Source organism: Chryseobacterium sp. SIMBA_029, assembly GCF_046535275.1.
GTDB lineage: Bacteria > Bacteroidota > Bacteroidia > Flavobacteriales > Weeksellaceae > Chryseobacterium.
In genome coordinates this window covers 298765-323514 of the sequence record NZ_JAWRXA010000001.1, presented here as the reverse complement: position 1 = coordinate 323514, position 24750 = coordinate 298765, and the positions used below count along the sequence as shown (strand labels likewise).

Below are 24750 nucleotides of genomic sequence, written 5' to 3'. Positions count from 1 at the left end.
ATCAACTATTATTATAATAATACATAACTACTATTTAAGTTATTTTTATAATACATTAATTCGGCGGAAATTTGTAGCATCAAAATCATATGATAAAAAATAGAAACGATGAACAATCAAAATGAAATACAGGTTTCCCGTTCAAAACTTGAAAATACAACAACAAAGTCTAAAAGACTTCCTGCTGCACTTTGGGCATTAACGATCAGTGCTTTTGGGATCGGTACCACAGAATTTGTCATTGTAGGTTTGCTTCCTACCGTTGCCAGTGATTTGGGAATATCAATTCCATCTGCAGGACTTTTGGTGAGTCTGTACGCCATAGGCGTTGCTATAGGAGCACCGGTTTTAACGGCTTTAACAGGGAAAATACCAAGAAAAACATTACTAATAGCAATTATGATGTTATTTGTGATCGGAAATGGTCTGGCAACCATTGCTCCCGGGTTTATTACTTTAATTCTTGCAAGGATCTTAACCGGTTTTGCACACGGTGTTTATTTTTCCATAGGATCTACGATCGCAGCATCTTTAGTTCCGGAAGAAAAAAGAGCAACTGCCATATCCATTATGTTCTCCGGATTAACGGTGGCCATCGTTACGGGAGTTCCGCTGGGAACTTTTATCGGTCAGCACTTCGGATGGAGAGCAACGTTTATCGGAGTGGCTATTTTAGGAATCATCGGATTAATTGCAAGTATGATTCTTGTTCCAAAGAATTTACAAAAAGGAAAAACCGCATCCTTAAAACAACAGGTGAAAGTATTAGCCAACAAACGTCTGATCTTTGCTTTCTTAATGACAGCCATGGGATATGGAGGAACATTTGTGTTTTTTACATATTTATCACCCATTTTACAGGAAATTACAGGATTTAAAGAATCTGTGGTTACAATTATTCTCTTAGTCTATGGAATTGCCATCGCCTTAGGAAATCTGATTGGGGGTAAAGCTGCCAATAAAAATCCTCTTAAAGTATTGCTTTGGATGTTTGCAGCCCAGGGTTTGATATTACTGGCTTTTTATTTCACGGTAAGCAGTCCGGTACTGAGTATCATCACGCTTTTCTTCCTGGGAGCACTGTCTTTTGCTACCGTTCCCGGATTACAGCTTTTAGTGGTACAGATTGCGGAAAAAGAACTGCCGGGTACGGAAGACGTAGCTTCAGGAATTAATATTGCCGCCTTTAATATTGGTATTGCGATTGGTTCTTATACCGGAGGACTGGCTGTAACTTCTGCATTAGGATTGGGAAGTACACCCTGGATTGGTGCGTTGTTTTTACTGATCACCGTATTCATTACGCTTTACAGTATCCGCTTAAATAAAAACAAGTAAATTATATTTCAAAAATATTCAGAGACTGTTCAACAATTTGGACAGTCTTTTTTATGATCACATTTGTACGCTTTTGGAAAGAATTTCTATACTGTTTTTCATTTCTTCAGCAGTAAGGCTTCCGTATCCCAATCTCATGGCCGTAAGGTTTTTGTTTTGGTACAATAGGGTTTTAGGAATAAAAAGATTTTTTTTAGAACAGTCACGGCTGAGCTGCATCAGGTTCACCGGAATTTTCCATTCTGCCCAGATGGCAAGACCTCCGGAAGGTTTTTCAAAGCTGATGAAATCTCCTAAATGCTCATCCAGCAGTGAAGCGAAATAATCTCTTCTTTCCTGATATATTTTTAAAGATTTTTTAAGATACCGGTGAATTTCCCCTTCAGCAATCATCTCACCCAACACGTGTTCCATTAATACATCTCCCTGCCGGTCAATAATTCCCAGGTATTTCCTCATTTCAATCATCAGATTTTCCGGTGCAACAATAAATCCCGTCCGGAAACCTGGCGCCAGAGATTTTCCAAAAGAGCCAATATAAATAACCATTCCCTCCGTATCAGCACTTGCTAACGGCAGTATGGGACTCTTGTCATAATGAAAATCGTAATCATAATCGTCTTCCAGAATGATAAAGCCATACTCATGGGCAAGATGTAATAATTCCATTCTCCGTTGAGCACTTAAGGTTACCGTAGTAGGATAGTGGTGATGCGGAGTAAGATAAAGCATCCGTATCTTTTGTTTTTTACAGATCTCCCGTACCGAATTCACATCAATACCTTCGCTGTCAATAGGAACAGACACAATGTTAACGCCCGCTTTCTGAAAAATCATATTAACGGAAAAATAACTCAAAGCACCCACAAGCACCGTGTCTCCTTCGGAAAGAAGCAGCTTTGAAACAATATAGATGCTCATTTCCGTACTTCGGGTAATCAGCAGATTATTTTTTGAAATGGCCAGACCACGGGAAAGATTCAGGTAATTGGAAAGATTTTTCTTGAAAAACTCACTTCCGTCATGATTGTAATGTCCCAGTATTTTATGATGAGCCCTTCGCTTCAGTATAGAGCTGTATATTTTGGAATGCTGATCAATCTGCGTCAGCCTGATATCCGGAACCCCGTCGTTGAATGCATATTCACAATTCGAATATTCAAAAGGATTGTCTAAAATGTTAGAAGCTTTAAAAGAAAAACCTGCCGATTCAGGATAACTTTTAAGATTATATGGCTTTACATCGGCAATTTTTGTGGGTTTTTCTTCATTTTTACCCAAAACAAATGTCCCTTTATTCGGCCGGCTATCTACCCAGCCTTGGGCAAACAGCTCATCATATACAGAAACTACTGTATTTCTGTGAACTCCCAGCATCTGGCTCATTGCCCTGGTTCCCGGAAGTTTTGTACCAAAAGGAAGGTATCCCCGCTGTATAGCATTAATCAATTGATGAGTCACCTGCATATACATTGCAGTTTCAGAATTTCGATCAATTTTTATAAAACTCTTATAAGGAACTTCAACCGGACTATCCATAATATAAAAACTGGCACCATAGAACCATCCGGCAATATACTACTTTTGACTCAAATTAAAAATATATGGAATTTTACAACCTATTAGAGCGTATCGTCCTCAAAGATGAGGTACATGCCAAATGGCTGAATACTTTATCTTATATGGAAAATGCAGGAGCCAGGAAAATATCCCTTTGTGAACATCCTGTGAAAGTAAATCTCATCCAGTTGAAACATGCCGCAGAAGAACACCGTCATGCGTATTACCTTAAAAAACAAATTGGAAAACTGAATATAGATGGTTGTAAAACCTATGCAAATAATGAACTGCTGGCACCGCTTGCGACAAAGCAGTATCTCCATTCTTTAGACATAAAAGCATGTAAATATTTACAGAAAGCTTTTACCCTGACCAAAGAAGAATTGAAATATGCAGCCTATCTTTTTGTGACCTACGCAATTGAAGTACGGGCCGATGAGCTTTATCCTGTATATCAGGACATTCTTACCAAAGAATCTTCTAAAATCATGGTTAAATCTATCATTCTGGAAGAAGAAGGCCATCTTGAAGAAATGATCAGTCAGCTTGACGAATTTTCAGACGACTGGAAAATCCATGCTGAAAATATCCTGACTATTGAAAAAGAACTCCATGAAAACTGGCTCAATGCCATCATTGCAGAAGTATCACAGCTGAGCTATGCCTGATCGTTTTCAACATTTTCAACTGGCTTTAGAGCAAAGAACAGAAGCAGGAACGTTGAGAACGTTAAAGCCCAGACCAACAGGAATTGATTTTTATTCCAACGATTATTTAGGCCTGGCACGAAATGAAGAACTGCAAAATATACTCCTGAAAAAAGTTATGAAGCAGCCTGGCTTATTGTCCGGAAGTACAGGGTCAAGGCTCATCAGCGGAAACAGTCCTGAAGCAGAGGAGACAGAAGAGTATATTGCAACCACCCATCATTATCCGTCTGCATTACTTTTTCCATCAGGATACAACGCGAATCTGGCTTTATTTTCGACGCTGCCGACACGTCATGACACTTTGATAGTGGATGAACAGATTCACCGTTCGGTACATGATGCCTGTAGAATGTCTCATGCCCGGAAATTAAAATTCAGGCATAATGATGTCGGGAATCTGGAAGAAATCCTGAAAAAGCAATCCGGTCTGTGCTATATCGCTATAGAAAGCCTCTATTCTATGGAAGGAGACCTGGCGCCGATTAAAGAAATTACAGCCATTGCAGATCGATACGGAGCGGCATTGATTGTAGATGAAGCCCATGCTTTAGGCGTTTTCGGACATGGATTGGTTACTGAATATCAGCTGCAACATCAAGTACTCGCTACAGTGATTACGTATGGAAAAGCTTTCGGAGCCCATGGAGCAGCCATTCTTTCAAGTGAACTGATCAAAAAGTATCTGATCAATTTTGCATCCCCGTTTATCTACACCACTTCTGCTCAGGATATGCAGTGGACCGTCATAAAAGCCAGTTATGACTTTATTAAAAATCACCCGGGATTATCTGTACAACTGCAGGAAAACATCAATGTTTTCAGGAAACAGGGATTGTTAAGTCCTTCTTCCGAAAACAGTCCCATCCAGCCAATTGTAATTCCGGATAACGAACGGCTCAGAAAGACCCATCAAATACTTTTAGAAAAAGGAATGGCAACATATCCCATATACAGCCCAACCGTAAAAGCAGGAACAGAAAGACTGCGGATTTGTCTGCACAGCTTTAATACAGAAGAAGAGATTGTAAAGCTTGCAGAAATCCTGAAACAATGAGAAAATGAATTGAATAATTAAGAAATGAATATGAAGAAGAAACTCTTTATAACAGGCATTGGAACTGAAATCGGAAAAACAGTTTGTTCGGCAATCCTAACGAAATATTATAAAGCTGATTACTGGAAACCCGTACAATCAGGAGACCTGCATTATACCGACAGTATGAAAATTACAGATTGGTTAGGGGATGAGGTATACTGCCACCCGGAAACTTATCGCTTACAACTTGCTGCATCTCCTCATCAATCAGCAGCAGAAGAGGGAAAACTGATCTGTGTTGAAGATTTTCAGCTTCCAGAAACAGAAAAAAAACTCATCATAGAAGGTGCAGGAGGATTAATGGTGCCCCTTTCTGACACAGAATTTATGATCGATTTAATCAAAAAACTAAACGTTCCTGTAGCCCTGGTAGTCAAAAATTATTTAGGATGTATCAACCATACATTGTTATCAATTATGGTCTTAAAACAACGAAATATTCCTCTTGAATATTTGATTTTAAACGGATCTTTTCCAACCGACACAGAGCGCATCATCGTTAATTATACAGAACAAAAAACAAAAATAATCAGGTTTCCTGATCTGTCTGCAATCACAAAAGAAACTATTAAAATGCAGGCAGATAATTTATAAAATTGATAGAAATGGATACAAAAACAACCCTTAGAAATGACTGGACCAAAGAAGAAATAGAAGAAATTTACCATCAGCCCTTACTCGAACTGGTGTATAAAGCTTCAACCGTTCACCGTGAATGGCATGATCCTTCAGTAATACAAATGTCTACCTTATTATCGATCAAAACAGGTGGATGTACAGAAGACTGTTCATATTGCGGACAAGCCGCCCGATATCACACCAATATCAAAGTTCAGGCATTATTACCTACGGAAACAGTTATTGCGCATGCTCAAAAGGCCAAAGATAACGGTTCTTCCCGGTTCTGCATGGCTGCAGCATGGCGTGAAGTCCGAAACAACAGGGATTTTGACCGGGTTATAGACATGGTAAAAGGAGTCAATGAGCTTGGCCTTGAAGTGTGCTGTACTTTAGGAATGCTTACAGAGGAACAGGCTATACGTCTTCAGGAAGCGGGTCTATATGCTTACAATCATAACCTGGATACTTCAGAGCAGTATTATGAAGAGATTATTTCGACAAGAACATTTGATAACAGGATCAATACCATCAATAATGTAAGAAAAGCCGGAATGACCGTATGTTCAGGCGGAATTATCGGACTTGGAGAAACCCACAGAGACAGAATATCAATGCTGTTAACATTAGCTACCATGCCCAGACATCCGGAATCTGTTCCTATCAATGCATTAGCAAGAGTAGCCGGAACTCCGCTTGAAAACAACGAAAAAGTAGATACCTGGGAAATGGTGCGAATGATTGCCACTGCAAGAATCGTTATGCCTTCTTCCATGGTGAGATTAAGTGCCGGGCGAATCGAAATGTCCGAATCTGAGCAGGCCTGGTGCTTTATGGCAGGAGCTAATTCCATTTTTACAGGAGAAAGAGAAACCCTCCTTGTTACCCCTAATCCAGGCGTTTCGGAAGACATGCAGATGCTACAGACCTTAGGACTGAAACCGATGAAAAAGACTGAATCCATTAATTGCTAATATTTGGTTGATAGTTGATAGTTGATAGTTGATAGTTGATAGTTGATAGTTGATAGTTGATAGTTGAAAATTACAAATACCAATGTCCCACCATCATCATTTATTATAACTTTTCACACCAAACACCAAACACCAAACACCAAACACTAAAAACCATCAACAGAAATCCAACAACCAAAATGAAAAATTTAAAAGAAAGAGATAAAGCCGTCAACTGGCATCCTTACACCCAAATGAAGGCCGCAGATGATATCATTCCTATCGTTAAGGGGAAAGGAGTTTATCTTTATGATGCCGAGGGGAAAAAATATATTGATGCGGTGTCTTCATGGTGGGTCACTTTACACGGTCACGCCCATCCTTACATTGCACAACGTGTTTCGGAGCAGTTACAGACGTTGGAACAGGTTATTTTTGCAGGATTTACCCATGAACCGGCTGTACAGCTTTCAGAAAATCTGCTGCAGCTGCTCCCTGACAACCAGAAGAAGGTTTTCTATTCAGATAATGGTTCTACCGCAGTGGAAGTGGCATTGAAAATGTGCATCCAGTCAGCTTATAATCAAGGGAAAGAAAAAACAAAAATTCTGGCTTTTAAAGATGCGTACCATGGAGATACTTTCGGAGCGATGTCTGTGAGCGGAAGGAGTGTGTGGACAAAACCTTTTGGGGAAATGCTGTTTGAAGTTATTTTTATAGAGACTCCCAACCCCGAAAATCTTGAAAATGTAAAAGCTCAGATTAAAAAACATGCCCATGAAATTGCCTGTTTTATTTATGAACCCCTGATACAAGGTGCTGCAGGAATGTTGATCTACAATGCTGAAGATTTAGATGAACTCATGAAATGCTGTAAAGAACACAATATCCTAATGATTCAGGACGAAGTTTTTACAGGATTTGGAAGAACGGGAAAACTGTTCGCAGCTGATTATATTTCGGAGAAACCGGATATCATGTGCTTTTCAAAAGGACTCACAGGTGGAACTATGCCAATGGGAATCACAACTTGTGCAGACCACATTTACGATGCTTTTTTATCTGATGATAAATACAAAACCCTGTTTCATGGGCACTCATTTACGGCCAATCCTTTAGCCTGTACAGCTGCTTTGGCCAGTATGGAGCTTTTATTACAGGAAGAAACTCAGCTCAATATTAAACGAATTACAGATCAGCATTCTCAATTTGCGGAAAGGCTTAAAGAACATCCTCATGCAGAAAATGTACGCCAGATCGGGACGATTATCGCATGGGATTTTAAAAATGATGCTGAAACCTCTTATTTTAATGAAATAGGAAAAAAAATCTATCATGAATTTTTACAGCGCGGCATTATTATGCGCCCTTTGGGGAATGTGATGTACCTCGTTCCGCCGTATTGTATAACTTCAGACGAATTGGATTTTATTTATGACCAAATTCTGGAAGTTTTAGATGTTTTTCTCGCAGATCTAGCAAATTAAGCAGATTTTAAAAGAATGTTAAATAGCATATTGCTTATTGAAGTTTACAATAAAGTTTTTTTAAAGTTAAATGGAAATCCTTTATTAATCGGGATCAGTTGGCTTATTTTTTGAACTCCTGCTAGAAAATAATGGTCTATGCTTCTATCAACATTTCTATTAACCCTTAACTGGAAAGAATTATTAATGGGTCATGAAGAATGGTCATTTATTATTGAGATCATCTTGCGTACAGCCATTATGTTTTTAACCATTATTATCGGATTGAGAATTCTGGGGAAAAGAGGCGTAAAACAACTTTCCATTTTCGAATTGGTGGTTATCATAGGGTTGGGTTCGGCGGCAGGAGATCCCATGTTTAATAAAGATGTGGGGATTATTTCATCGATCATTGTTTTTGGAGTTATCATTCTTCTGTATAGCATTATCACGCATTTTATAGGAAAACATAAACGATTTGAGCAGCTGTTGGAAGGAAAATCAATCTGTCTTATTGAGAACGGTGAATTTGCTATCGATAATTTTAAAAAAGAAAACCTTGGAAGCGATGAATTTTTTGCAGAATTAAGGATAAAAGGAATCTCCCAGTTAGGACAGGTTGAAACTGCAATTGAAGAGATTTCAGGAGAGATCAGTGTTTTTTATTATGACGAAAAAGAGGTAAAATACGGTCTTCCCATCATGCCAGGTTCTCTGGATAAAATTTTAACAGTAATCGATAAAGAAGGGCATTATGCCTGTACATTCTGCGGACATACGGAAATCAAAACAACAGGAAATGCCGGAAGCTGTCCAAAATGTAAAAAAGACCATTGGGTAGTTGCCAGCGGCAAAAAAAGAGTGACATAAACTCTAAACTTTAAAAAGTCATTCAAACTAATAAAATAAAAAAAGTCTCGAAAGAGACTTTTTTGTTATCTGTACATTAATCTTCCACCGTTTTATTTCTGGCGGCTTTCATTCCAAAATAGAACATCAGGATAACCGCAATACTTAAAAAATAAAATGAGCTTTTCCAGGAATCATCCCAGTCATGCAGTTTTCCAAATACCGGCGGACCGAATGCTGCAATAAGATACCCCACAGACTGCGCCATTCCGGAAATCTTAATGGCATTGGCACTGTTTTTTGTTCGGGTAGAAAAAAATAATATCGATAAACTGAATGACAAACCGTTAGAAATACCGATAATCACAGCATTAAAATACACCCATTGAGCTCCCAGCCAGGCAAACATCATGGTGCTCGTAAACATTAAAGTACAGATAAAAACAATCATAATCCGCTGGTCTTTCATTTTACTGGCAATAATAGGACAGCAGAATGCAATCGGAATCATGGTAATCTGGATGAAAAATAAAACCCATCCCGGACTGTCACCTTTCATATTGAAATCTGTAAGCAGTGAAGGCAGCCATGTTACCAGGCAATAATAAAATAAAGACTGCAGCCCCATAAAAATACTGATATTCCAGGCCTGAGCAGATTTGAACATATTAAAATCCGAAACACTTACAGCAGTTTTCTTCTCATCAGTATTCTTTTTATTGAATATAATTTCCAGCATCAGAACTAATAATCCTAAACCGGCAATCACAAGCCAAATTCCCAAAGATCCACGCCATCCGAAACCCGTCCATTCCCCAATCCGGACACTAAATCCCGAAGCCAATGCTGCTGTAAGATTCATTGAAACGGCAAAAATACCCGTCATCATACCGATTTGTTTAGGAAAATTACTTTTAACATACCCTGGAGTAATTACATTTCCGATACAGATACCCAATCCGATAAATAATGAACCTGCAAACAACGTCCAAAGTGATCCCGTAATCCGAAGCAATAAACCGAAACTCAAAATAATAAGCGAATACATCAAAAAACGGCTGATCGTAAATTTATGAGAAAACCGGCTTACCAAAACCGAGCAAGTAGCAAACATAAACAACGGAATAGAAGTCAGCATACTCACTTGAAAATTATCAAGCTGTAAGGCATCCCTCACATCACTCAATACTGGAGCAACCGAAATAATCGGCGACCGTAGATTACTTGACACCAATATCACCACTAATATATTGAGTATCAACAAAACATAGGAGGATTTCTTTCTGGCTTCATTATTTATGATCATAATAAAAATATTTTGATACAAAATTAATACGGTAGTTTTGTTTAATTTTGCCAAAGTTTTAACCTAAAACGACATGGATACTGCCGATGTAATTATTATAGATGAAATCAACAAACCTTATTTAGTCTGGTTTGAAGAAAATTGGGTACATGATGACATACTTCATCATCATAAAAAAGGCCAGCTGGTCTATGTTGAAAGCGGATTTCAGTATATCACGATTGAAGAAAAAAAATATCTGCTGCCTCAAAATCATGCCGTCTGGATTCCGGCAGATGCTGTTCACAAAACAAACTCACACTCAGAAAAGATCAAGCTTATGATTATGTTTGCTGATATAGAAAGCGAAGATTCTTTTTACCATGAAGTGAATGTGTTTTCAGTGCCTCCGGTTTTAAAAGAAATGATAAAATACGCTGAAAAATGGTCCAAGAACACAACAGAAAATAAAGATGAAACCTTATTTCTCGGAGCCCTTTTCAATGAACTTCCGCATTTTGTGGCCCATTCTTTAAAACTTCACATCAGCCTTCCCAAAGACAAACGTCTCACCAAGGCTATGGATTATCTTCATGATTATTACAGCAAAGAGATCAAAATAGAAGATCTGAGCGACATTGCCCTGCTTTCTTTGCGTACCCTGGAACGGATTTTTAAAAAGGAAACAGGTTTAACATTAAGTAAATACCAACAGATGCTTCGCATTATCAAGAGTCTGGAACTGCTGAGCTCTGATCACCTTACGATTTCAGAAACTGCTTACGAAGTAGGGTACAAGAGTGTTCAGGCGTATACCCGGAGTTTTCAGTCTGTCATGAAGTTCAGGCCTACCGATTTTGTAAAAAATATCAAATAAACCTATTGTTAAAAACAAAAAATCCCCAGGTTACCCTGGAGATTTCTACATCGTTTTTATGTATTCTTAGAATGTAAATACACAGCCGCAAACGCTCATTTTGCCTTCAACAACTGTTGTCCATTGTCCGTTCCATTTGCCTCCGTAAGAAGCGCAGATAGCAGGACAAACTTCTTTAGCATCTTCAATGCTCCAAAGCGGTCCGGCAAGAACGTCCATAGTATATTCAGTACTTCCAGCAGGAGCTGTATCGTACTCAACTTCAATAACGCTCATTTCTCCTTCAACAATGGTAGACCACTGTCCTGTAAATTTTCCTAAATGGGCAGCAGCGATACGGCCACCTAATTTTTGTGCTTCATCGTTGCTCCAAAGCGGACCTGCAACGATATTAATTTTGAATTTTGACATGGTGTAAAAGTTTTATGTTGTTTAACATGACAAAGTTGTCACTAAAATGAGAAATAACATAGCGTATAAAATACCAAATTAACGATTCCGTATTTTTACCTAAAATCTACATAATTGGTTATAAATTGATTAAAACAAAAAATGCCCCCAAGAATGGGAGCATTAAAAAAACACAAATGATGAAAAAAAATTATTTCGATCCGCAAATATAAACAAAAAATGCAGTATTCAAAACATCATAATAACTAATATTATTTAAAATAATAATTGTTTATATCAATAACGTTTTATTCAATTAATACATCATTATTTTTTGATTTCTATAATTTTTATGCATTACATATAAAGTTGTTAAAAACGATTTTTATATATCAAACTAATACTTTAATATTATGATATTATCCTGATTCGGATATTAAGTTAATAAAATATCTTACCCGTTTCAATTTTTACAATTTTTTCTTTTTCCATTTTCTTTACCGTTCGGATCACTGTCTCTACGCTTAACCCTGTAAAAGCAGCGAGCTGCTGCCTTGTAAATGGAAATTGATAGGAATATGGGCCGTTGAAATCATTATAGGTTTTAAAACAGTCTATCAGACGTATGATCTTCGTTCTGGGATCTGTCACCGACATATTATTGAGCATAATATATCGGTAATGCATCCTTTCTGCCGTAAAAGTGTATAAATTCATTAGCAGTTCCGGAGATGAATTAATCATGTTCAGGAATTTATTTTTTTCAAGTCTTATCATCTTACAATCCGTCATTGCAATCGCATTGATTGGATAATCTTTATTTGAAAATATAAAAGTTTCTGCAAAGCAATGCCCGTCAAAAGGTACACTATGGATAATTTCCCGACCGTCTTCATGATAATTATTAATCTTGACCGTCCCTGTAATAATCTGAAAATAATATCGGGGCGAATCGCCTTCGCTAAAAATAGTTTCATCGACATCATAATGCATCAGTTCTCCACCTGATGAAAATAACAGCTCTTCACTGATTACTATAGACATAGGATATTAGTTTATTGATAAATATAAAACAATATGAATTTAAAATTTTCATATAAAAATAAGTATAAATAATTAATCATAACATTAAATAATCTATCATTAATAAACTCGTAATCTAAAATACTGAAATATAGCTGCCTGCCCTCTAAATCATCACTATTTTCTCTTTTCAGCAATTACATATATCACAAAATCCGAATATTTGAAAATTCATATACAGCCTATCGTTCACCATTTCTGAAAGTTTTGGAAGTACTCATCAGCATGATGTTTGCATCTGATAGACTAACCCAAATTTTAAATATAAAGATATGAAAACAGACATTTTAAAAGAAGAACACAAATTAGGATTAGGAGGAGTAGCCATCGGAACAGCTTTTGAAAACATTACAGATGAAGAAGCATATGATATTTTGCAAAAAGCATGGGATCTGGGAATTCGGTATTATGACACTTCACCATGGTATGGCCTTACCAAAAGCGAAAGAAGATTTGGCTCATTCTTACAAAATAAAGACCACGACGATTTTATATTTTCAACAAAAGTGGGAAGACTTTTTAAAGAAGTACCGGAATCTGAAGTACCGCCAACCATGTGGAAAAAACCATTAAATTACGATTTCAAACACGATTATACCGCAGATGCCATCAAAAAATCCATTGAAGACAGTTTACAGCGAACAGGACTGGATCATATTGATATCGTATACATTCATGACCTTTCCGAAGATCAGGTAGGCGACCGTTATCCCTACTTTTTGGAACAGGCTAAAAAAGGGGCATTTAAAGTACTTTCAGACCTGCGTGACCAGGGAGTGATAAAAGCCTGGGGAATGGGAGTAAATAAGATAGAGCCGATTTTAGACTGTATTGAAGCTGCCGATCCCGATATCTGTCTTTCGGCTACACAATATTCCATTTTAGAACATGAAGATGCAGTGGACCGCTTGCTTCCTGCTGTAAAAAAAGCAGGGGTGAAGCTGGTTTCAGGAGCGGGATATAATTCTGGGTTTTTGGCAGGCAGAGACCGGTATAACTATAAAGATGTGATTCCGAAAGGAATGACGGAAAAGCGTGATAAAATAGCCGAAATTGCCAGAAAATACGGAACAGATATTATGCATGCCGGGATTCATTTTGTCTTAGCCGCAGATGAATTTACAGCGATCATTCCCGGTGCCAGCAAGCCGGATCAGGTTCAGGACAATATCAATGGCCTGTACGCAGCCATTCCGGAAGAATTCTGGAGTGAATTAAAGGACGAAGGTTTAATTTATGAAAAGGCACAGATTCCGCATCAATAATCTGTAAAATAGATACTGAAATTCCCGGAGATGTCCGGGAATTTTTTATTTGAATACAATTTCTTATTTACTTCGGATGGGAAAAAGCCATTTTGATGGCAAGACAGGTAAGAACACTTCCCATCAGCCATTTTTGAGCTTTTAGCCATAAAGGATTTTTGTTGAAAAAAGAGGCAATTCCAGCTGCTGAAATGACAATCATAAAGTTAACAGACGAACTGATCAAAACCTGTAATGCGCCAAGCTCTAAACTTTGCATCCACACTGAACCATATTCCGGTTTAATAAACTGAGGAAATAGCGACAGATAAAAAAATGCGACTTTAGGATTCAGAACATTCGTTAAAAACCCAACCATAAAAAGTTTTTTACGGGAATCGTGCGGAGCATAAGCATTGACTTTAAATACATCTTTTCCTTTTGGTCTGAAAGCCTGGTAGGCAAGGAATAGTAAATACGCTGTTCCTGCAAACTTTAAGACGAGATACGCATACGGCACCGCAAAAAGTAGGGCTGTAATCCCAAAAGAAACCAATAAAATATGGAAAAAGAAACCGCATATAACGCCGGCAAGAGAAATTAATCCTGAAACTTTCCCCTGAGAAAGTGTTCTGGAAATTACATAAATCATATTGGGTCCGGGGCTGATTACGAGTAAAAAAGCCGCCAGGGCGAAAAATAAAAGCTCATTAATTGGAATCATAGATCGATTAAAATTACTGAGAATCAAATATCTGAAAAAAAACTGAAATATTACTTTTTATTTCTACTGCAATGCAAATTTTTATTAAAATCTCAAAGCTCATGTGCTATAGGTGGAATAATGCTAACATTTTACGTCAGGTATCTATATAAACAGCTTGTACAGGCTGTTTATTACATAAAATTAATGCTGTACATTTTTTACAGGAAAAAATTAAGCCTTATATTTGCAGCGTATGCTGAAATGGTTTTCGATATTATGCTCTATGATCTACGTACTTGCTACCACCAATATGGCGGAAGTGCTCAAGGTACCAGTATTCATCGAACATCTTATGGAATATGAAGGTACTTTTGCAGAGTTTATGGTTGAACATTATGACAATCATAAAGAAGACTCGGATTGGGATACCGATCAGAAACTTCCATTCATCAACCCGCCTGTCGTACTGATGATTCATGCACAGCTTCCACAGACTATTTTCACCATAGAAAAACCCAGGGAAATCATCATTTCCCAAAACAACAGTATCTATCAGGAAAAAGGCTTTTCCAGTCTCTTTCTCTCGAGGATTTTCCAACCGCCCCGGTTTTCTTAATTGATTTACATTAAAAATTAATGCTTTAGGTTTTACGCTTAAGGCAGTCAATTCTTGTTATCTATCAATTAATCTATTTTTTCATGTTAAATAAAATTATTGAGTTTTCTGTAAAGAATAAACTCATTATCGCCCTTTTCACTTTAGGGCTCATACTCCTTGGAGTGTATGAAACTACAAAACTTCCCATTGATGCTCAACCCGATATCACCAACAACCAGGTTCAGGTCATTACGGTTGCTCCGTCTTATGGTGCTGCAGATATTGAACGTCTCGTTACCTTTCCTATTGAACAGGCCACCAGCAATATCAGTGGAATTACAGAACTCCGAAGCTTTTCCCGTTTCGGATTATCCCTGGTAACCGTCGTTTTTGATGATGATACCGATGTATACTGGGCGCGCCAGCAGGTTCAGGAACGTCTTCAATTGGTGCAGGAAAACATACCGGAAGGGATCGGAAAGCCTGAACTGGGACCTATTTCTTCAGGATTGGGTGAAATTTTCCAATACGTTGTAAGAGCTAAGAAAGGTTACGAAAATGTATATGATGAAACCGAGCTTAGAACCATTCAGGATTGGGTGATCCGCCGTCAGTTAATGGGAACAAAAGGAGTTGCTGATGTGAGCAGTTTTGGTGGAAAATTAAAGCAATATGAAATTGCCATCAATCCTAATAAGCTACAGGCTTTCAACATCAACATCAATGATGTTTTTGATGCGCTGGAAAAGAATAACCAAAATACAGGAGGAGCTTATATTGAAAAGAAAGAAACGGTACTTTTCATCAGAAGTGAAGGACTTTTAGGAAGCACTGAAGATATCGGAAATATTCAGGTTTCCAATACAAAAGAAGGCATTCCTGTTCATATCAAAGATGTAGCTGATGTCAAAATCGGTTTTGCAACCCGATACGGTGCGATGACCTTTAATGACACCGGAGAAGTTTCCGGAGCAATTGTACTTATGCTGAAGAGTGAAAATGCTAATGAAGTGATCGGAAATATTAAGCAAAGGCTCGAAAAAATTCAGGAATCGCTTCCCGAAGGCGTTGTTATTGAACCGTTTTTAGATAGGGCCAAAATGGTGAACAATACCATCAGCACGGTAAAAACCAATTTAATGGAAGGAGCATTAATTGTTGTTTTCATTCTTGTGGTATTCTTAGGGAATTTCCGGGCAGGATTACTGGTTGCTTCTGTAATTCCATTATCAATGCTTTTTGCCATCATTATGATGAATATTTTCGGCGTAGGAGGAAACCTGATGAGTCTGGGCGCCCTTGATTTCGGACTTATCGTAGATGGAGCAGTCATCATTGTAGAAGCCGTCCTACACCAGCTTGCCCACAAAAAGCATTTTGGTAAAAACAATATGCTGAGTACAAAGGAAATGGACGGTCAGGTTTCAGATTCTGCTTCCAAAATGGTGAACAGTGCGGTTTTTGGGCAGATCATTATTCTAATCGTTTATCTTCCGATTTTTACCCTGCAGGGGATTGAAGGTAAAATGTTCAAACCGATGGCTCAGACCGTTGCATTCGCCTTAGTGGGAGCTTTTCTGCTTTCTCTGACATATATCCCCATGATGAGTTCCCTGGTATTGAGCAGAAAGAAAAAAGAAAAAGACAATATCTCGGATAAGGTAATGGCAAAAGTAGAAGCAGGACACCAAAAACTGCTGATCAAAGCACTTAAATACAGGAAATCTATTATCCTTGCGGTATTGACTCTTTTCATCGGTGCTGTTTTCACACTTTCAAGAATGGGTGGCGAGTTTATTCCTTCGCTGGAAGAAGGCGATTTTGCTGTTGAGATGAGGATCCTTCAGGGAAGCAACATCAATGAAACTAAAAAAGTAACCACACAGGCAGCCAATATTTTATTAAAAAAGTTTCCGGAAGTTCAAAAGGTAGTCACGAAAATCGGAAGTGCCGAAATACCTACTGAACCCATGCCAATGGATGCCGGGGATATGATCATCGTTTTAAAACCTAAAAAAGAATGGACTTCTGCAACGTCATTCCCTGAACTTTCAGCAAAAATGAGCGAAGCTTTAAAAGTAATTCCGGGATTAACCACCGGATTCCAGTTTCCTGTTCAGATGCGTTTCAATGAGCTGATGACCGGGGCAAGACAGGACGTAGTCTGTAAAATTTACGGGGAAGATCTTGACAGCCTTGCATCATATGCTAAAAAATTAGGAGCCATTATTACAACCGTAAAAGGAGCGCAGGATCTATATCTCGAACCTGTTGTAGGAGCACCGCAGGTAGTCATTGATTACAACCGTCCGGCACTTTCACGGTACAATATTTCTGTAAAAGATATCAATAGGGTGATCAATATGGCTTTTGCGGGCCAAACAGCCGGAGCTTTATATGAAGGGGAAAGAAAATTTGATGTGGTGGTCCGTATGGATAATGAGCATAAAAAAGACCTCACCAGCATTCAGAATCTATTGGTTCCGACCTCTACCGGAGAGCAGATCCCATTACACCAGTTAGCTTCTATAGAACTGAAAAGCAGCCCGAACCAGATCCAGAGAGAAGATACCAAACGAAGAATTGTGGTAGGTTTTAATGTTCGGGGAAGAGATGTCCAGACGATTGTGGAAGAACTTCAGCAGAAAGCGGATAAAAACTTAAAATTATCATCAGGATATACCATTTCTTACGGCGGTGCTTTTGAAAATTTAAATGAAGCGAAAGCCAGATTAGGAATTGCTGTTCCTATTTCATTAGTGATGATTTTCCTCTTACTTTTCTTTGCGTTCGGTTCTGTAAAACATAGTCTTCTGATTTACACGGCTATTCCGTTATCCGCGATTGGCGGGGTGTATTTCCTTGCATTAAGGGGAATGCCTTTCAGCATCAGTGCAGGAGTAGGATTCATCGCCTTGTTTGGCGTTGCTGTACTGAACGGAATTGTATTAATCTCAGAATTTAACAGGCTTAAAAACAACGGAATAAAAAATACCAGCAGAATTGTAATGATGGGAACCAGAATACGTCTTCGTCCTGTCCTGATGACCGCTTTTGTGGCCTCATTAGGATTTTTACCGATGGCTTTGAGCAGCGGTGCAGGAGCGGAAGTGCAGAGACCTCTGGCAACAGTCGTGATCGGAGGGTTGATGCTCGCTACCTTCTTAACCCTCTTTGTCCTACCGATTCTTTATGTCTTATTTGAACGAATATCTAATAAAAAAATGAAATTTTCTAAAAAAAACCAGCATCAAAAACTGACCATACTCCTGTTTCTTATTTCTTTCGGAAGCTTTCAGGCTCAGGAAACGATTACCCTTGAACAGGCATTGGAAAAGGCCTACCAACAGAATGGAACCCTAAAAAACTCAAAGCTTGTTTCAGAATATCAGGAAAAATTAAAATCCAGCTACCTGGACATTCCGCAACTTGAAGTTACAGGCGGATTTGGACAGATTCAAGGGGAAGAAACTGATAATTCCATTTCGGTTTCCCAACGTTTCAATTTTCCAACTGTTTATTCTAAAAAGAAACAGATGCTTGATGCCGAATGGACGGCGGGTGTAATTAATCAAAAATTAACAAAAACCCAACTGACCAAAGAGGTTTCCGAGGTATTTTATCGGATCATTACCCTTCAGGAAAAGAAAAAAGTACTCGAATATATTGAAAGGCTTTATAATGGTTTTGCAGAAAAAGCAGGTTTACGATTAAAAAAGGGTGAGGCAAATATTTTAGAGGAATCTACCGCTGAGATTCAAAAAGAACAGGCCATAATCCAGCTGAATAGGCTTGAAAATAGTCTTGATATTGCAAAATTACAGTTCCAGTTATTACTTCAGTCCGAACAACCCTATCAGCCTGTGGCAGACCACCCCATAATGAAAGTGAATGTACAGGTTTCAGAAAATGATATCCAACAACATCCGGAACTGCAGTTCCTGAACCAGCAGATCAAAGTGAAGGAAGCCGAAGCAAAACTGGAGAAAAGCAAACTTCTTCCGGATCTTCTGATAGGTTATACCAATCAAAGTATGAAGCATATCAATAACAACCGTTTTAATTCAGTTCAGCTGGGAGTGGGAATTCCTTTGTTTACAAAAGGACAGAGGGCTTTGGCAGAAGCTGCAAAATCTAAAATCAGACTCTCTGAGAATGATTATCAAAGAAAAGAAATTGAGCTTAAAAACAGAATGAAGCAGCAGATAAATAATTATACAAACCAGCTTACAATTGTAGAAAATTACGAAAAGAAACAGCTTCCAAAATCAGAGACAATTCTTTTGGCTGCTCAGAAACAAATGGAAGCGGGAGAAATAGATTTTCTGAACTGGGTAATCCTCACCAATCAGGCTGTAAAAATAAAGGTTGATTATATCGAAACCCTGGAAAACCTGAATCAGATCGGAACAGAACTTAATTTCTTAATTTCAAAATAAAAGCAAAATGTATTTCAAAAAAATATCAATATACAGTCTTATCACCATAGCCGTTTTGTCTTCATGCTCAGGAAAAAAAGAAGAAGAAAAGACCGTTTATGAGAATACAAAATCCTCCAAGAATGATCAGAATACAGTTCACTTATCAGAACAGCAGCTCAATACGGCAGGACTTACCACTACAACTCTTCAGAATAAAAATATGCTAAAGCTGGTAAGGCTGAACGGTAAGGTGAATATTGCCCCTTCACACATCAGTCTGCTGTCCAGTATTATGGGTGGGCATATCAAATCCATTAATGTTATCAACGGAAGTCATTTCTCTAAAGGACAGGTATTGGCTGTCGTAGAAGATCCGCAGTTCATTCAGCTTCAGCAGGATTATCTGGTGACAAAAGCACAACTTGAATCTGCCCGTCTCAACCTTAACCGGCAAAAAGATCTGAATACCAGCAAGGCAAGTAGTGATAAAACATTGCAGACCGCACAGGCAGATTATTCTACTTTGAATGCCACCCTTAAAGGCCTGGAAGAGAAATTAAGAATTATCGGAATTAATGCAAAAGGCCTGAATTCAAGAAGTATTAGAAGCCGCATTAATATTTATGCCCCTTTTAGTGGTTTTGTGAGTAAAATTTCGGTGAGTAACGGGCAATACATCAATCCGTCCGATACGTTGTTTGAACTCATCAATCCTTCCGGATTATTACTGGAATTAAAAGTTTTTGAAAATGATGTCAACGATCTTAAAATAGGACAGGAGATTGCAGTGTACACCAATCAGAATCCCGATAAAAAATCCAATGCAAAAATCATCAGCATTGTTCCGAACATTGAAAACGGAGGTTCATCCATTGCTATTGCAAAACTTTCTGCACCCAATTCTGAATATATCATGGGAATGTATATGAACGCAGAAGTAAGCATCAACAGCAGATATACACTGGGGTTACCTAATGAAGCAGTAGTTTCTTTCGAAAATAAAAATTATGTTTTTGAAGATATGGGAAAGCACACTTATAAAATGATTCCTATAACTACTGGTATTTCTGATGATCAGTTTACGGAGATTACAAAAGCAGATTTCTTAAAGAATAAAAAAATCGTTGATAAAGGAGCTTATAGCCTTCTGATGATGCTTAAAAATAAAGCAGAATAATATTTCTGTTACTGACACTCAAAAAAGCCGCTCAAAATCTTTGAGCGGCTTTTTTATTTTAGAATTTCAGAGATAATTTTATAGTTCTTCAAAAACTGAACAAATACAGAAACCTCTTCCAATATATGATTATGGTCATAAAATAGGGGATTCATTTTTATCTATTTTTGATTCACGCCAAAATAGAAAGTACATGAAAAATATCATCTTATCAATTCTCAGTTTGGGATTCATCGTCCTGAGCTGTACGAAAAAAGAGAGGGTAATTGAAAAGACCAATACGAATACCATAATTACCGATTCTACGACGACCGATGTTCCTGCCAGCTCAGACACCATGAAAATTTCACATAGTGACAGTACGTCACACCACCTAGATTCAGTGAAAAGTAGCAGATAATCAATTTTATCTGTAGTTTATCAATCCGTTTTCAACACACAATGAAATCGGATTGATATTTATATGCAGCGCAGAATAAATGCTTTAACAACGAAATAAATAATCAATATTTTAAAACTCTTATGACTTCAGTCATAGGATATACAGTTATATATTTATAACTTCGATTAAAGTAATTTTAAAAAATATTTAACAAAACTCATAAAACAATTTACATTTAATAAAATATGTTAAATATTATTGCTTTTTTTAAAACAGTAGAAAAGAGATAATAAAAGCCTGTCAGTTCTACTAATAACATGATTATATAACTGTATTCAGCCTAAAATAAAATATTGATCCTCAAAGATCATTACAACCTGTTTCTAAATGAGATAGGTAATCTATATAAAAAATATAACACCCAAATATTAAGATACCACTATGAAAAATAGCAAACTACCACCCAATGAAAAAGTAAACCAGCTTCAGGATCATACTACCGATAATAATGATCAGAAACTGACGACCAATCAGGGACTAAAAATTAATAATAATCAGGATTCCTTAAAGGCAGAAGAAAGAGGACCAAGCTTATTGGAGGATTTTATCCTGAGAGAAAAAATCACGCATTTTGACCACGAGAGAATCCCTGAAAGAATTGTCCACGCCCGTGGTTCAGGAGCTCATGGCGTTTTTAAAATGACCAAAAGTCTTGAAAAATATACGAAAGCCAAATTCTTACAGGAAGTCGGAAAAGAAACTCCGGTCTTTGTACGGTTTTCTACTGTGGCAGGAAGTGCCGGAAGTACAGATCTGGCCCGTGATGTAAGAGGTTTCGCGATCAAATTTTATACTGAAGAAGGCAATTATGATTTGGTAGGCAACAATATTCCTGTATTCTTTATCCAGGATGCCATGAAATTCCCGGATCTTATTCATGCAGTAAAACCGGAACCCGATAACGCAATTCCACAGGCTGCTTCAGCCCATGATACATTTTGGGATTTTATTTCCTTGATGCCGGAAAGCATGCACATGATTATGTGGGCCATGAGCGACAGAGCGATTCCAAGAAGTTTGAGAATGATGGAAGGATTTGGGGTCCATACCTTTAAATTCATCAACTGTGAAGGAACGGTACATTTTGTTAAATTCCATTTCAAACCCAAATTAGGAGTCCATTCTGTAGCCTGGGATGAAGCGACTAAAATATCAGGAAAAGATTCAGACTTCCATCGAAGAGACCTTTGGGAAGCTATTGAAAACGGAGCTTTCCCGGAATGGGAATTCGGGGTACAGCTGATTCCGGAAGAAGATGAGCACAAATTTGATTTTGATCTGCTGGATCCTACCAAACTGATTCCTGAAGAAGAAGTTCCTGTAGAAATAGTGGGAACTTTAACTCTTAACAGAAATCCAGATAATTTCTTCGCAGAAACGGAACAGATTGCTTTCCATCCCGGACATCTCGTTCCCGGTATTGATTTTACCAATGATCCGCTATTACAGGGAAGATTATTTTCTTATACTGATACTCAACTTTCAAGGCTCGGATCTCCCAATTTCCATGAAATTCCAATCAACAGATCGATCAATACAGTTCACAACAACCAGCGTGATGGGCATATGCGTCAGCAAATTGTAAAAGGAAAGGTAAGCTATGAACCCAATTCTATCGGCGGAGGGTGTCCGTTTCAGGCCATGATGAAAGATGGAGGTTTCAGTACTCATAACGAAAGAGTAGACGGGCAGAAAATCCGTGCGAGAAGCCAGAGTTTTGTGGATCATTATTCACAGGCAAAACTGTTTTACAATAGCCAGTCCGGTCCTGAAAAACAGCATCTTCAGAATGCTCTTATTTTTGAACTTTCCAAAGTAACTATTCTGGCGATCCGTGAAAGAGTAGTGGGACAGCTTGCTTTTATCAATAAAGATCTTGCTGCTGCTGTTGCGAAAAAAGTAGGTGTAAAAGTAACTCACCTGGACCAGCCTAACGGAAGTATTCCGGCAGATGCAGATCCAAAAACGTTACAAAGCCCTGAAAAAGAACCAGCTACCAAAAGTTCTGAAGCATTAAGCATGGCCAATACCGTGAAAAATACCATCGAAAGCCGTGTAATTGGTTTTATCATGGAAAATGGGGTAAAAGCAGCTGATGTTAAAGCGCTTCAATCCAAACTGGAAGGAAAAGGTGCAACCGTGCAAATTATTGCGGGAAGTCTGGCCCCTGTAACCGCAGATGACGGAACTGTTTTTGAACCTAAACATTCTCTGACGAGTACAGCAAGTGTTTGTTTTGATGCGTTATATATCTGCAGCGGAAAAAAATCAACCGCACAGCTTATGAATGAAGATAACCTTCCGGGAACTTTATTATTCGTTAATGAAGCTTACAAACACTGTAAGGCTCTTTATTTTGGAGAAGAAACAGAGGCTATTTTTAATGCAAGTAATATTAAAAATAAAAAACATGATGATCCCGGAATCATTATTGCTGATCATAAGGATGCAGACGATGCATTTGTCAAAGCGATTGCAGGCCATAGAGTATGGGAATTAGAAAAAGAAAGAAATAATCCGGCGTAAATACGTTGAAAAATCTGGTTTAAAGATTAGAAATATAATGTGAAAAGGTGGTTTCGGTATTAGCAGATGCATCTGCAAAAAATGCTCAATGAGAATTTTTTAAATATCGAAACCTCCTTTATCTATAAAAAAGTAATGAAGAATTTTTCCCCCTTCATTATAGCTTATAAAATATATCAGAACTAAAAAATCCTATTTAATATGTGTTATCATGAAACTTCAACAGAATTTATTAGATTATATCAGCCATTCGTTATTAGCAACGAATGAAACGATTTCAGTAGCAGAAAGTGTAACTTCCGGACTTCTCCAGTTTTCATTTTCTCAGATGCAGAATGCTTCCTTATTTTATAAAGGGGGAATGACGACTTATACCGTTGATGAAAAAGTAAAAGTTTTGAATATCGACAGAAAAGAAGCCGAAGAATGTGATGGCGTTTCGCAAACCATTGCAGATAAAATGGCATTAAGTATTGCCAAACTGTTTTCTACAGACTGGTCTATAGCCGTTACCGGATTTGTAACCCCAATTCGAAGCTCTGGATATAACCTATTCTCCTTTTTCTCTATCGGATATAAAAATGAAGTGATTCTTTCCAAAAAAATTGAGCTGCATCATAAAACACAAGCAGAGAATGCTCAGTGGTATTATGCAGAATTTATACTGGGCTGCTTTAAAAGTGAACTCAATCAGGTATCAATTTTAAAATAAACAGCAACAACCTCATACTAACTCATTAAACAGTCAGTAATGGCAATTTCGAAAAATAGTTTTTTATATAAAAATGGACTGAGCATTGTGATTGTCAGTTTGTTTTTCATATTCCTTTTTTGCCAGCTGATCACCGGATGGCATGTGAAAAATGATGAACTGGCCGAGCACCAGCTTCCGCCATTAACTCTCTACCGCTATTTTCTGAGTCCTCATTTTATGCAGGCTACTTTTGAAAACTGGGAAAGTGAATTCCTGCAAATGGGAATGTATGTGCTGCTCACCGTTATTTTAAGGCAAAAAGGATCTGCCGAATCGAAAGCTATCGGTGAAAAAGAAGAGGTCGACAAAGAACCTGTTCCGCATGAAAAAGCACCGTGGCCGGTAAAAAAAGGCGGCTTTATTTTATCTGTCTATAAACATTCACTTTCTATTTCATTAGGAATTTTATTTGTATTGAGTTTTATTTTTCATTTTATAGGCAGTCTGAATAATTACAATGAGGAACAGATCGATAAAAAATTAGCGGTTATTACATGGAAAGAATATATCGTCGACTCTCAGTTTTGGTTTGAGTCTTTCCAGAACTGGCAAAGCGAATTTCTGGCTGTGGCCTCTTTAGTTATCCTTTCTATCTGGCTTCGTGAGAAAGGATCTCCGCAGTCTAAACCTGTAGATACTCCTCATGATGAAAATTAA

At 37.9% G+C, this 24750-nt stretch carries 21 protein-coding genes; 16 read left to right on the top strand and 5 right to left on the bottom strand.

The genetic code is table 11. The features are described 5' to 3' along the window. The first annotated feature begins 108 nt into the window (after positions 1-108). Positions 109-1338, top strand: coding sequence for an MFS transporter (locus tag SB679_RS01555; protein ID WP_410700483.1), 1230 nt, complete (start codon positions 109-111; stop codon positions 1336-1338). 57 nt (positions 1339-1395) lie between these two features. Here SB679_RS01555 and SB679_RS01550 read toward each other — a convergent pair whose 3' ends face one another. Continuing rightward, positions 1396-2877, bottom strand: a complete 1482-nt coding sequence (locus tag SB679_RS01550; RefSeq protein ID WP_410700482.1) for a PLP-dependent aminotransferase family protein — start codon at positions 2875-2877, stop codon at positions 1396-1398. A 65-nt stretch (positions 2878-2942) separates the two neighbouring features. On the opposite strand from SB679_RS01550, the gene SB679_RS01545 reads away from it, so the two are divergent. The 6 genes from SB679_RS01545 to SB679_RS01520 all read left to right on the top strand — a co-directional run bounded on the left by SB679_RS01545 (position 2943) and on the right by SB679_RS01520 (position 8611). Further along, positions 2943-3566 carry a hypothetical protein gene (locus SB679_RS01545; protein ID WP_410700481.1) on the top strand — a complete coding sequence of 208 codons (624 nt, stop codon included), beginning with the start codon at positions 2943-2945 and terminating at the stop codon, positions 3564-3566. Beyond that, positions 3559-4662 carry an aminotransferase class I/II-fold pyridoxal phosphate-dependent enzyme gene (locus SB679_RS01540; protein ID WP_410700480.1) on the top strand — a complete coding sequence of 368 codons (1104 nt, stop codon included), beginning with the start codon at positions 3559-3561 and terminating at the stop codon, positions 4660-4662. Before SB679_RS01545 ends, SB679_RS01540 begins: the two co-directional genes overlap by 8 nt. 30 nt (positions 4663-4692) lie before the next feature. Beyond that, positions 4693-5298, top strand: coding sequence for a dethiobiotin synthase (bioD, locus tag SB679_RS01535; RefSeq protein ID WP_410700479.1), 606 nt, complete (start codon positions 4693-4695; stop codon positions 5296-5298). Between the two features lie 11 nt (positions 5299-5309). Next, a complete protein-coding gene (gene bioB, locus SB679_RS01530; protein WP_410700478.1) occupies positions 5310-6296 on the top strand; it encodes a biotin synthase BioB in 987 nt (328 codons plus the stop codon). Between the two features lie 179 nt (positions 6297-6475). Then, positions 6476-7762: an adenosylmethionine--8-amino-7-oxononanoate transaminase gene (gene bioA / locus SB679_RS01525; RefSeq protein WP_410700477.1), complete on the top strand. Its 1287-nt coding sequence runs from the start codon at positions 6476-6478 to the stop codon at positions 7760-7762. A 138-nt stretch (positions 7763-7900) separates the two neighbouring features. After that, the gene (locus SB679_RS01520; protein ID WP_410700476.1) at positions 7901-8611 is read left to right on the top strand and encodes a YetF domain-containing protein; all 711 of its coding nucleotides are present in this window, start codon (positions 7901-7903) and stop codon (positions 8609-8611) included. 76 nt (positions 8612-8687) lie between these two features. On the opposite strand, the gene SB679_RS01515 is transcribed toward SB679_RS01520, so the two are convergent. Then, positions 8688-9896: a CynX/NimT family MFS transporter gene (locus tag SB679_RS01515; RefSeq protein ID WP_410700475.1), complete on the bottom strand. Its 1209-nt coding sequence runs from the start codon at positions 9894-9896 to the stop codon at positions 8688-8690. A gap of 73 nt (positions 9897-9969) precedes the next feature. Between SB679_RS01515 and SB679_RS01510 the strand changes: the two genes are divergently transcribed. Further along, the gene (locus SB679_RS01510; RefSeq protein ID WP_410700474.1) at positions 9970-10752 is read left to right on the top strand and encodes an AraC family transcriptional regulator; all 783 of its coding nucleotides are present in this window, start codon (positions 9970-9972) and stop codon (positions 10750-10752) included. Between the two features lie 66 nt (positions 10753-10818). Here the strand turns inward: SB679_RS01510 and SB679_RS01505 are convergent, their stop codons facing one another. Further along, positions 10819-11163, bottom strand: coding sequence for a mannan-binding protein (locus SB679_RS01505; protein WP_410700473.1), 345 nt, complete (start codon positions 11161-11163; stop codon positions 10819-10821). Positions 11164-11583: 420 nt separating this feature from the next. After that, a complete protein-coding gene (locus SB679_RS01500; RefSeq protein ID WP_410700472.1) occupies positions 11584-12186 on the bottom strand; it encodes a Crp/Fnr family transcriptional regulator in 603 nt (200 codons plus the stop codon). Positions 12187-12497: 311 nt separating this feature from the next. Between SB679_RS01500 and SB679_RS01495 the strand changes: the two genes are divergently transcribed. Beyond that, positions 12498-13490 carry an aldo/keto reductase gene (locus tag SB679_RS01495; protein ID WP_410700471.1) on the top strand — a complete coding sequence of 331 codons (993 nt, stop codon included), beginning with the start codon at positions 12498-12500 and terminating at the stop codon, positions 13488-13490. Positions 13491-13557: 67 nt separating this feature from the next. Here SB679_RS01495 and SB679_RS01490 read toward each other — a convergent pair whose 3' ends face one another. After that, positions 13558-14193 (bottom strand): LysE family translocator, encoded by a 636-nt coding sequence (locus tag SB679_RS01490; RefSeq protein WP_410700470.1) that lies wholly within the window; start codon positions 14191-14193, stop codon positions 13558-13560. 265 nt (positions 14194-14458) lie between these two features. On the opposite strand from SB679_RS01490, the gene SB679_RS01485 reads away from it, so the two are divergent. The 7 genes from SB679_RS01485 to SB679_RS01455 all read left to right on the top strand — a co-directional run bounded on the left by SB679_RS01485 (position 14459) and on the right by SB679_RS01455 (position 24750). After that, positions 14459-14791, top strand: coding sequence for a hypothetical protein (locus tag SB679_RS01485; RefSeq protein ID WP_410700469.1), 333 nt, complete (start codon positions 14459-14461; stop codon positions 14789-14791). A gap of 83 nt (positions 14792-14874) precedes the next feature. After that, positions 14875-19212, top strand: coding sequence for a CusA/CzcA family heavy metal efflux RND transporter (locus SB679_RS01480; protein ID WP_410700468.1), 4338 nt, complete (start codon positions 14875-14877; stop codon positions 19210-19212). Between the two features lie 7 nt (positions 19213-19219). Beyond that, on the top strand, positions 19220-20371 hold the full coding sequence (locus tag SB679_RS01475; protein WP_410700467.1) for an efflux RND transporter periplasmic adaptor subunit: 1152 nt from the start codon (positions 19220-19222) through the stop codon (positions 20369-20371). A gap of 193 nt (positions 20372-20564) precedes the next feature. Continuing rightward, a complete protein-coding gene (locus SB679_RS01470; protein WP_410700466.1) occupies positions 20565-20771 on the top strand; it encodes a hypothetical protein in 207 nt (68 codons plus the stop codon). A 423-nt stretch (positions 20772-21194) separates the two neighbouring features. Then, complete coding sequence (locus SB679_RS01465; RefSeq protein WP_410700465.1) at positions 21195-23339, top strand: catalase; 2145 nt, start codon at positions 21195-21197, stop codon at positions 23337-23339. A gap of 211 nt (positions 23340-23550) precedes the next feature. Beyond that, entirely contained in the window at positions 23551-24051 is a 501-nt protein-coding gene (locus SB679_RS01460; RefSeq protein WP_410700464.1) for a CinA family protein, read from the top strand. A gap of 39 nt (positions 24052-24090) precedes the next feature. Further along, positions 24091-24750, top strand: a complete 660-nt coding sequence (locus SB679_RS01455) for a DUF6766 family protein (RefSeq protein ID WP_410700463.1) — start codon at positions 24091-24093, stop codon at positions 24748-24750.

Coding starts and splice junctions, on each gene's coding strand:
- SB679_RS01545 (WP_410700481.1), top strand. CDS start 2,943: ATGGAATTTTACAACCTATTAGAGCGTATCGTCCTCAAAGATGAGGTA.
- SB679_RS01490 (WP_410700470.1), bottom strand. CDS start 14,193: ATGATTCCAATTAATGAGCTTTTATTTTTCGCCCTGGCGGCTTTTTTA.
- SB679_RS01485 (WP_410700469.1), top strand. CDS start 14,459: ATGATCTACGTACTTGCTACCACCAATATGGCGGAAGTGCTCAAGGTA.
- SB679_RS01470 (WP_410700466.1), top strand. CDS start 20,565: ATGAAAAATATCATCTTATCAATTCTCAGTTTGGGATTCATCGTCCTG.
- bioA (WP_410700477.1), top strand. CDS start 6,476: ATGAAAAATTTAAAAGAAAGAGATAAAGCCGTCAACTGGCATCCTTAC.
- bioD (WP_410700479.1), top strand. CDS start 4,693: ATGAAGAAGAAACTCTTTATAACAGGCATTGGAACTGAAATCGGAAAA.
- SB679_RS01495 (WP_410700471.1), top strand. CDS start 12,498: ATGAAAACAGACATTTTAAAAGAAGAACACAAATTAGGATTAGGAGGA.
- SB679_RS01465 (WP_410700465.1), top strand. CDS start 21,195: ATGAAAAATAGCAAACTACCACCCAATGAAAAAGTAAACCAGCTTCAG.
- SB679_RS01505 (WP_410700473.1), bottom strand. CDS start 11,163: ATGTCAAAATTCAAAATTAATATCGTTGCAGGTCCGCTTTGGAGCAAC.
- SB679_RS01500 (WP_410700472.1), bottom strand. CDS start 12,186: ATGTCTATAGTAATCAGTGAAGAGCTGTTATTTTCATCAGGTGGAGAA.
- SB679_RS01520 (WP_410700476.1), top strand. CDS start 7,901: ATGCTTCTATCAACATTTCTATTAACCCTTAACTGGAAAGAATTATTA.
- SB679_RS01555 (WP_410700483.1), top strand. CDS start 109: ATGAACAATCAAAATGAAATACAGGTTTCCCGTTCAAAACTTGAAAAT.
- SB679_RS01475 (WP_410700467.1), top strand. CDS start 19,220: ATGTATTTCAAAAAAATATCAATATACAGTCTTATCACCATAGCCGTT.
- SB679_RS01510 (WP_410700474.1), top strand. CDS start 9,970: ATGGATACTGCCGATGTAATTATTATAGATGAAATCAACAAACCTTAT.
- SB679_RS01460 (WP_410700464.1), top strand. CDS start 23,551: ATGAAACTTCAACAGAATTTATTAGATTATATCAGCCATTCGTTATTA.
- SB679_RS01515 (WP_410700475.1), bottom strand. CDS start 9,896: ATGATCATAAATAATGAAGCCAGAAAGAAATCCTCCTATGTTTTGTTG.
- SB679_RS01455 (WP_410700463.1), top strand. CDS start 24,091: ATGGCAATTTCGAAAAATAGTTTTTTATATAAAAATGGACTGAGCATT.
- SB679_RS01480 (WP_410700468.1), top strand. CDS start 14,875: ATGTTAAATAAAATTATTGAGTTTTCTGTAAAGAATAAACTCATTATC.
- SB679_RS01550 (WP_410700482.1), bottom strand. CDS start 2,877: ATGGATAGTCCGGTTGAAGTTCCTTATAAGAGTTTTATAAAAATTGAT.
- SB679_RS01540 (WP_410700480.1), top strand. CDS start 3,559: ATGCCTGATCGTTTTCAACATTTTCAACTGGCTTTAGAGCAAAGAACA.
- bioB (WP_410700478.1), top strand. CDS start 5,310: ATGGATACAAAAACAACCCTTAGAAATGACTGGACCAAAGAAGAAATA.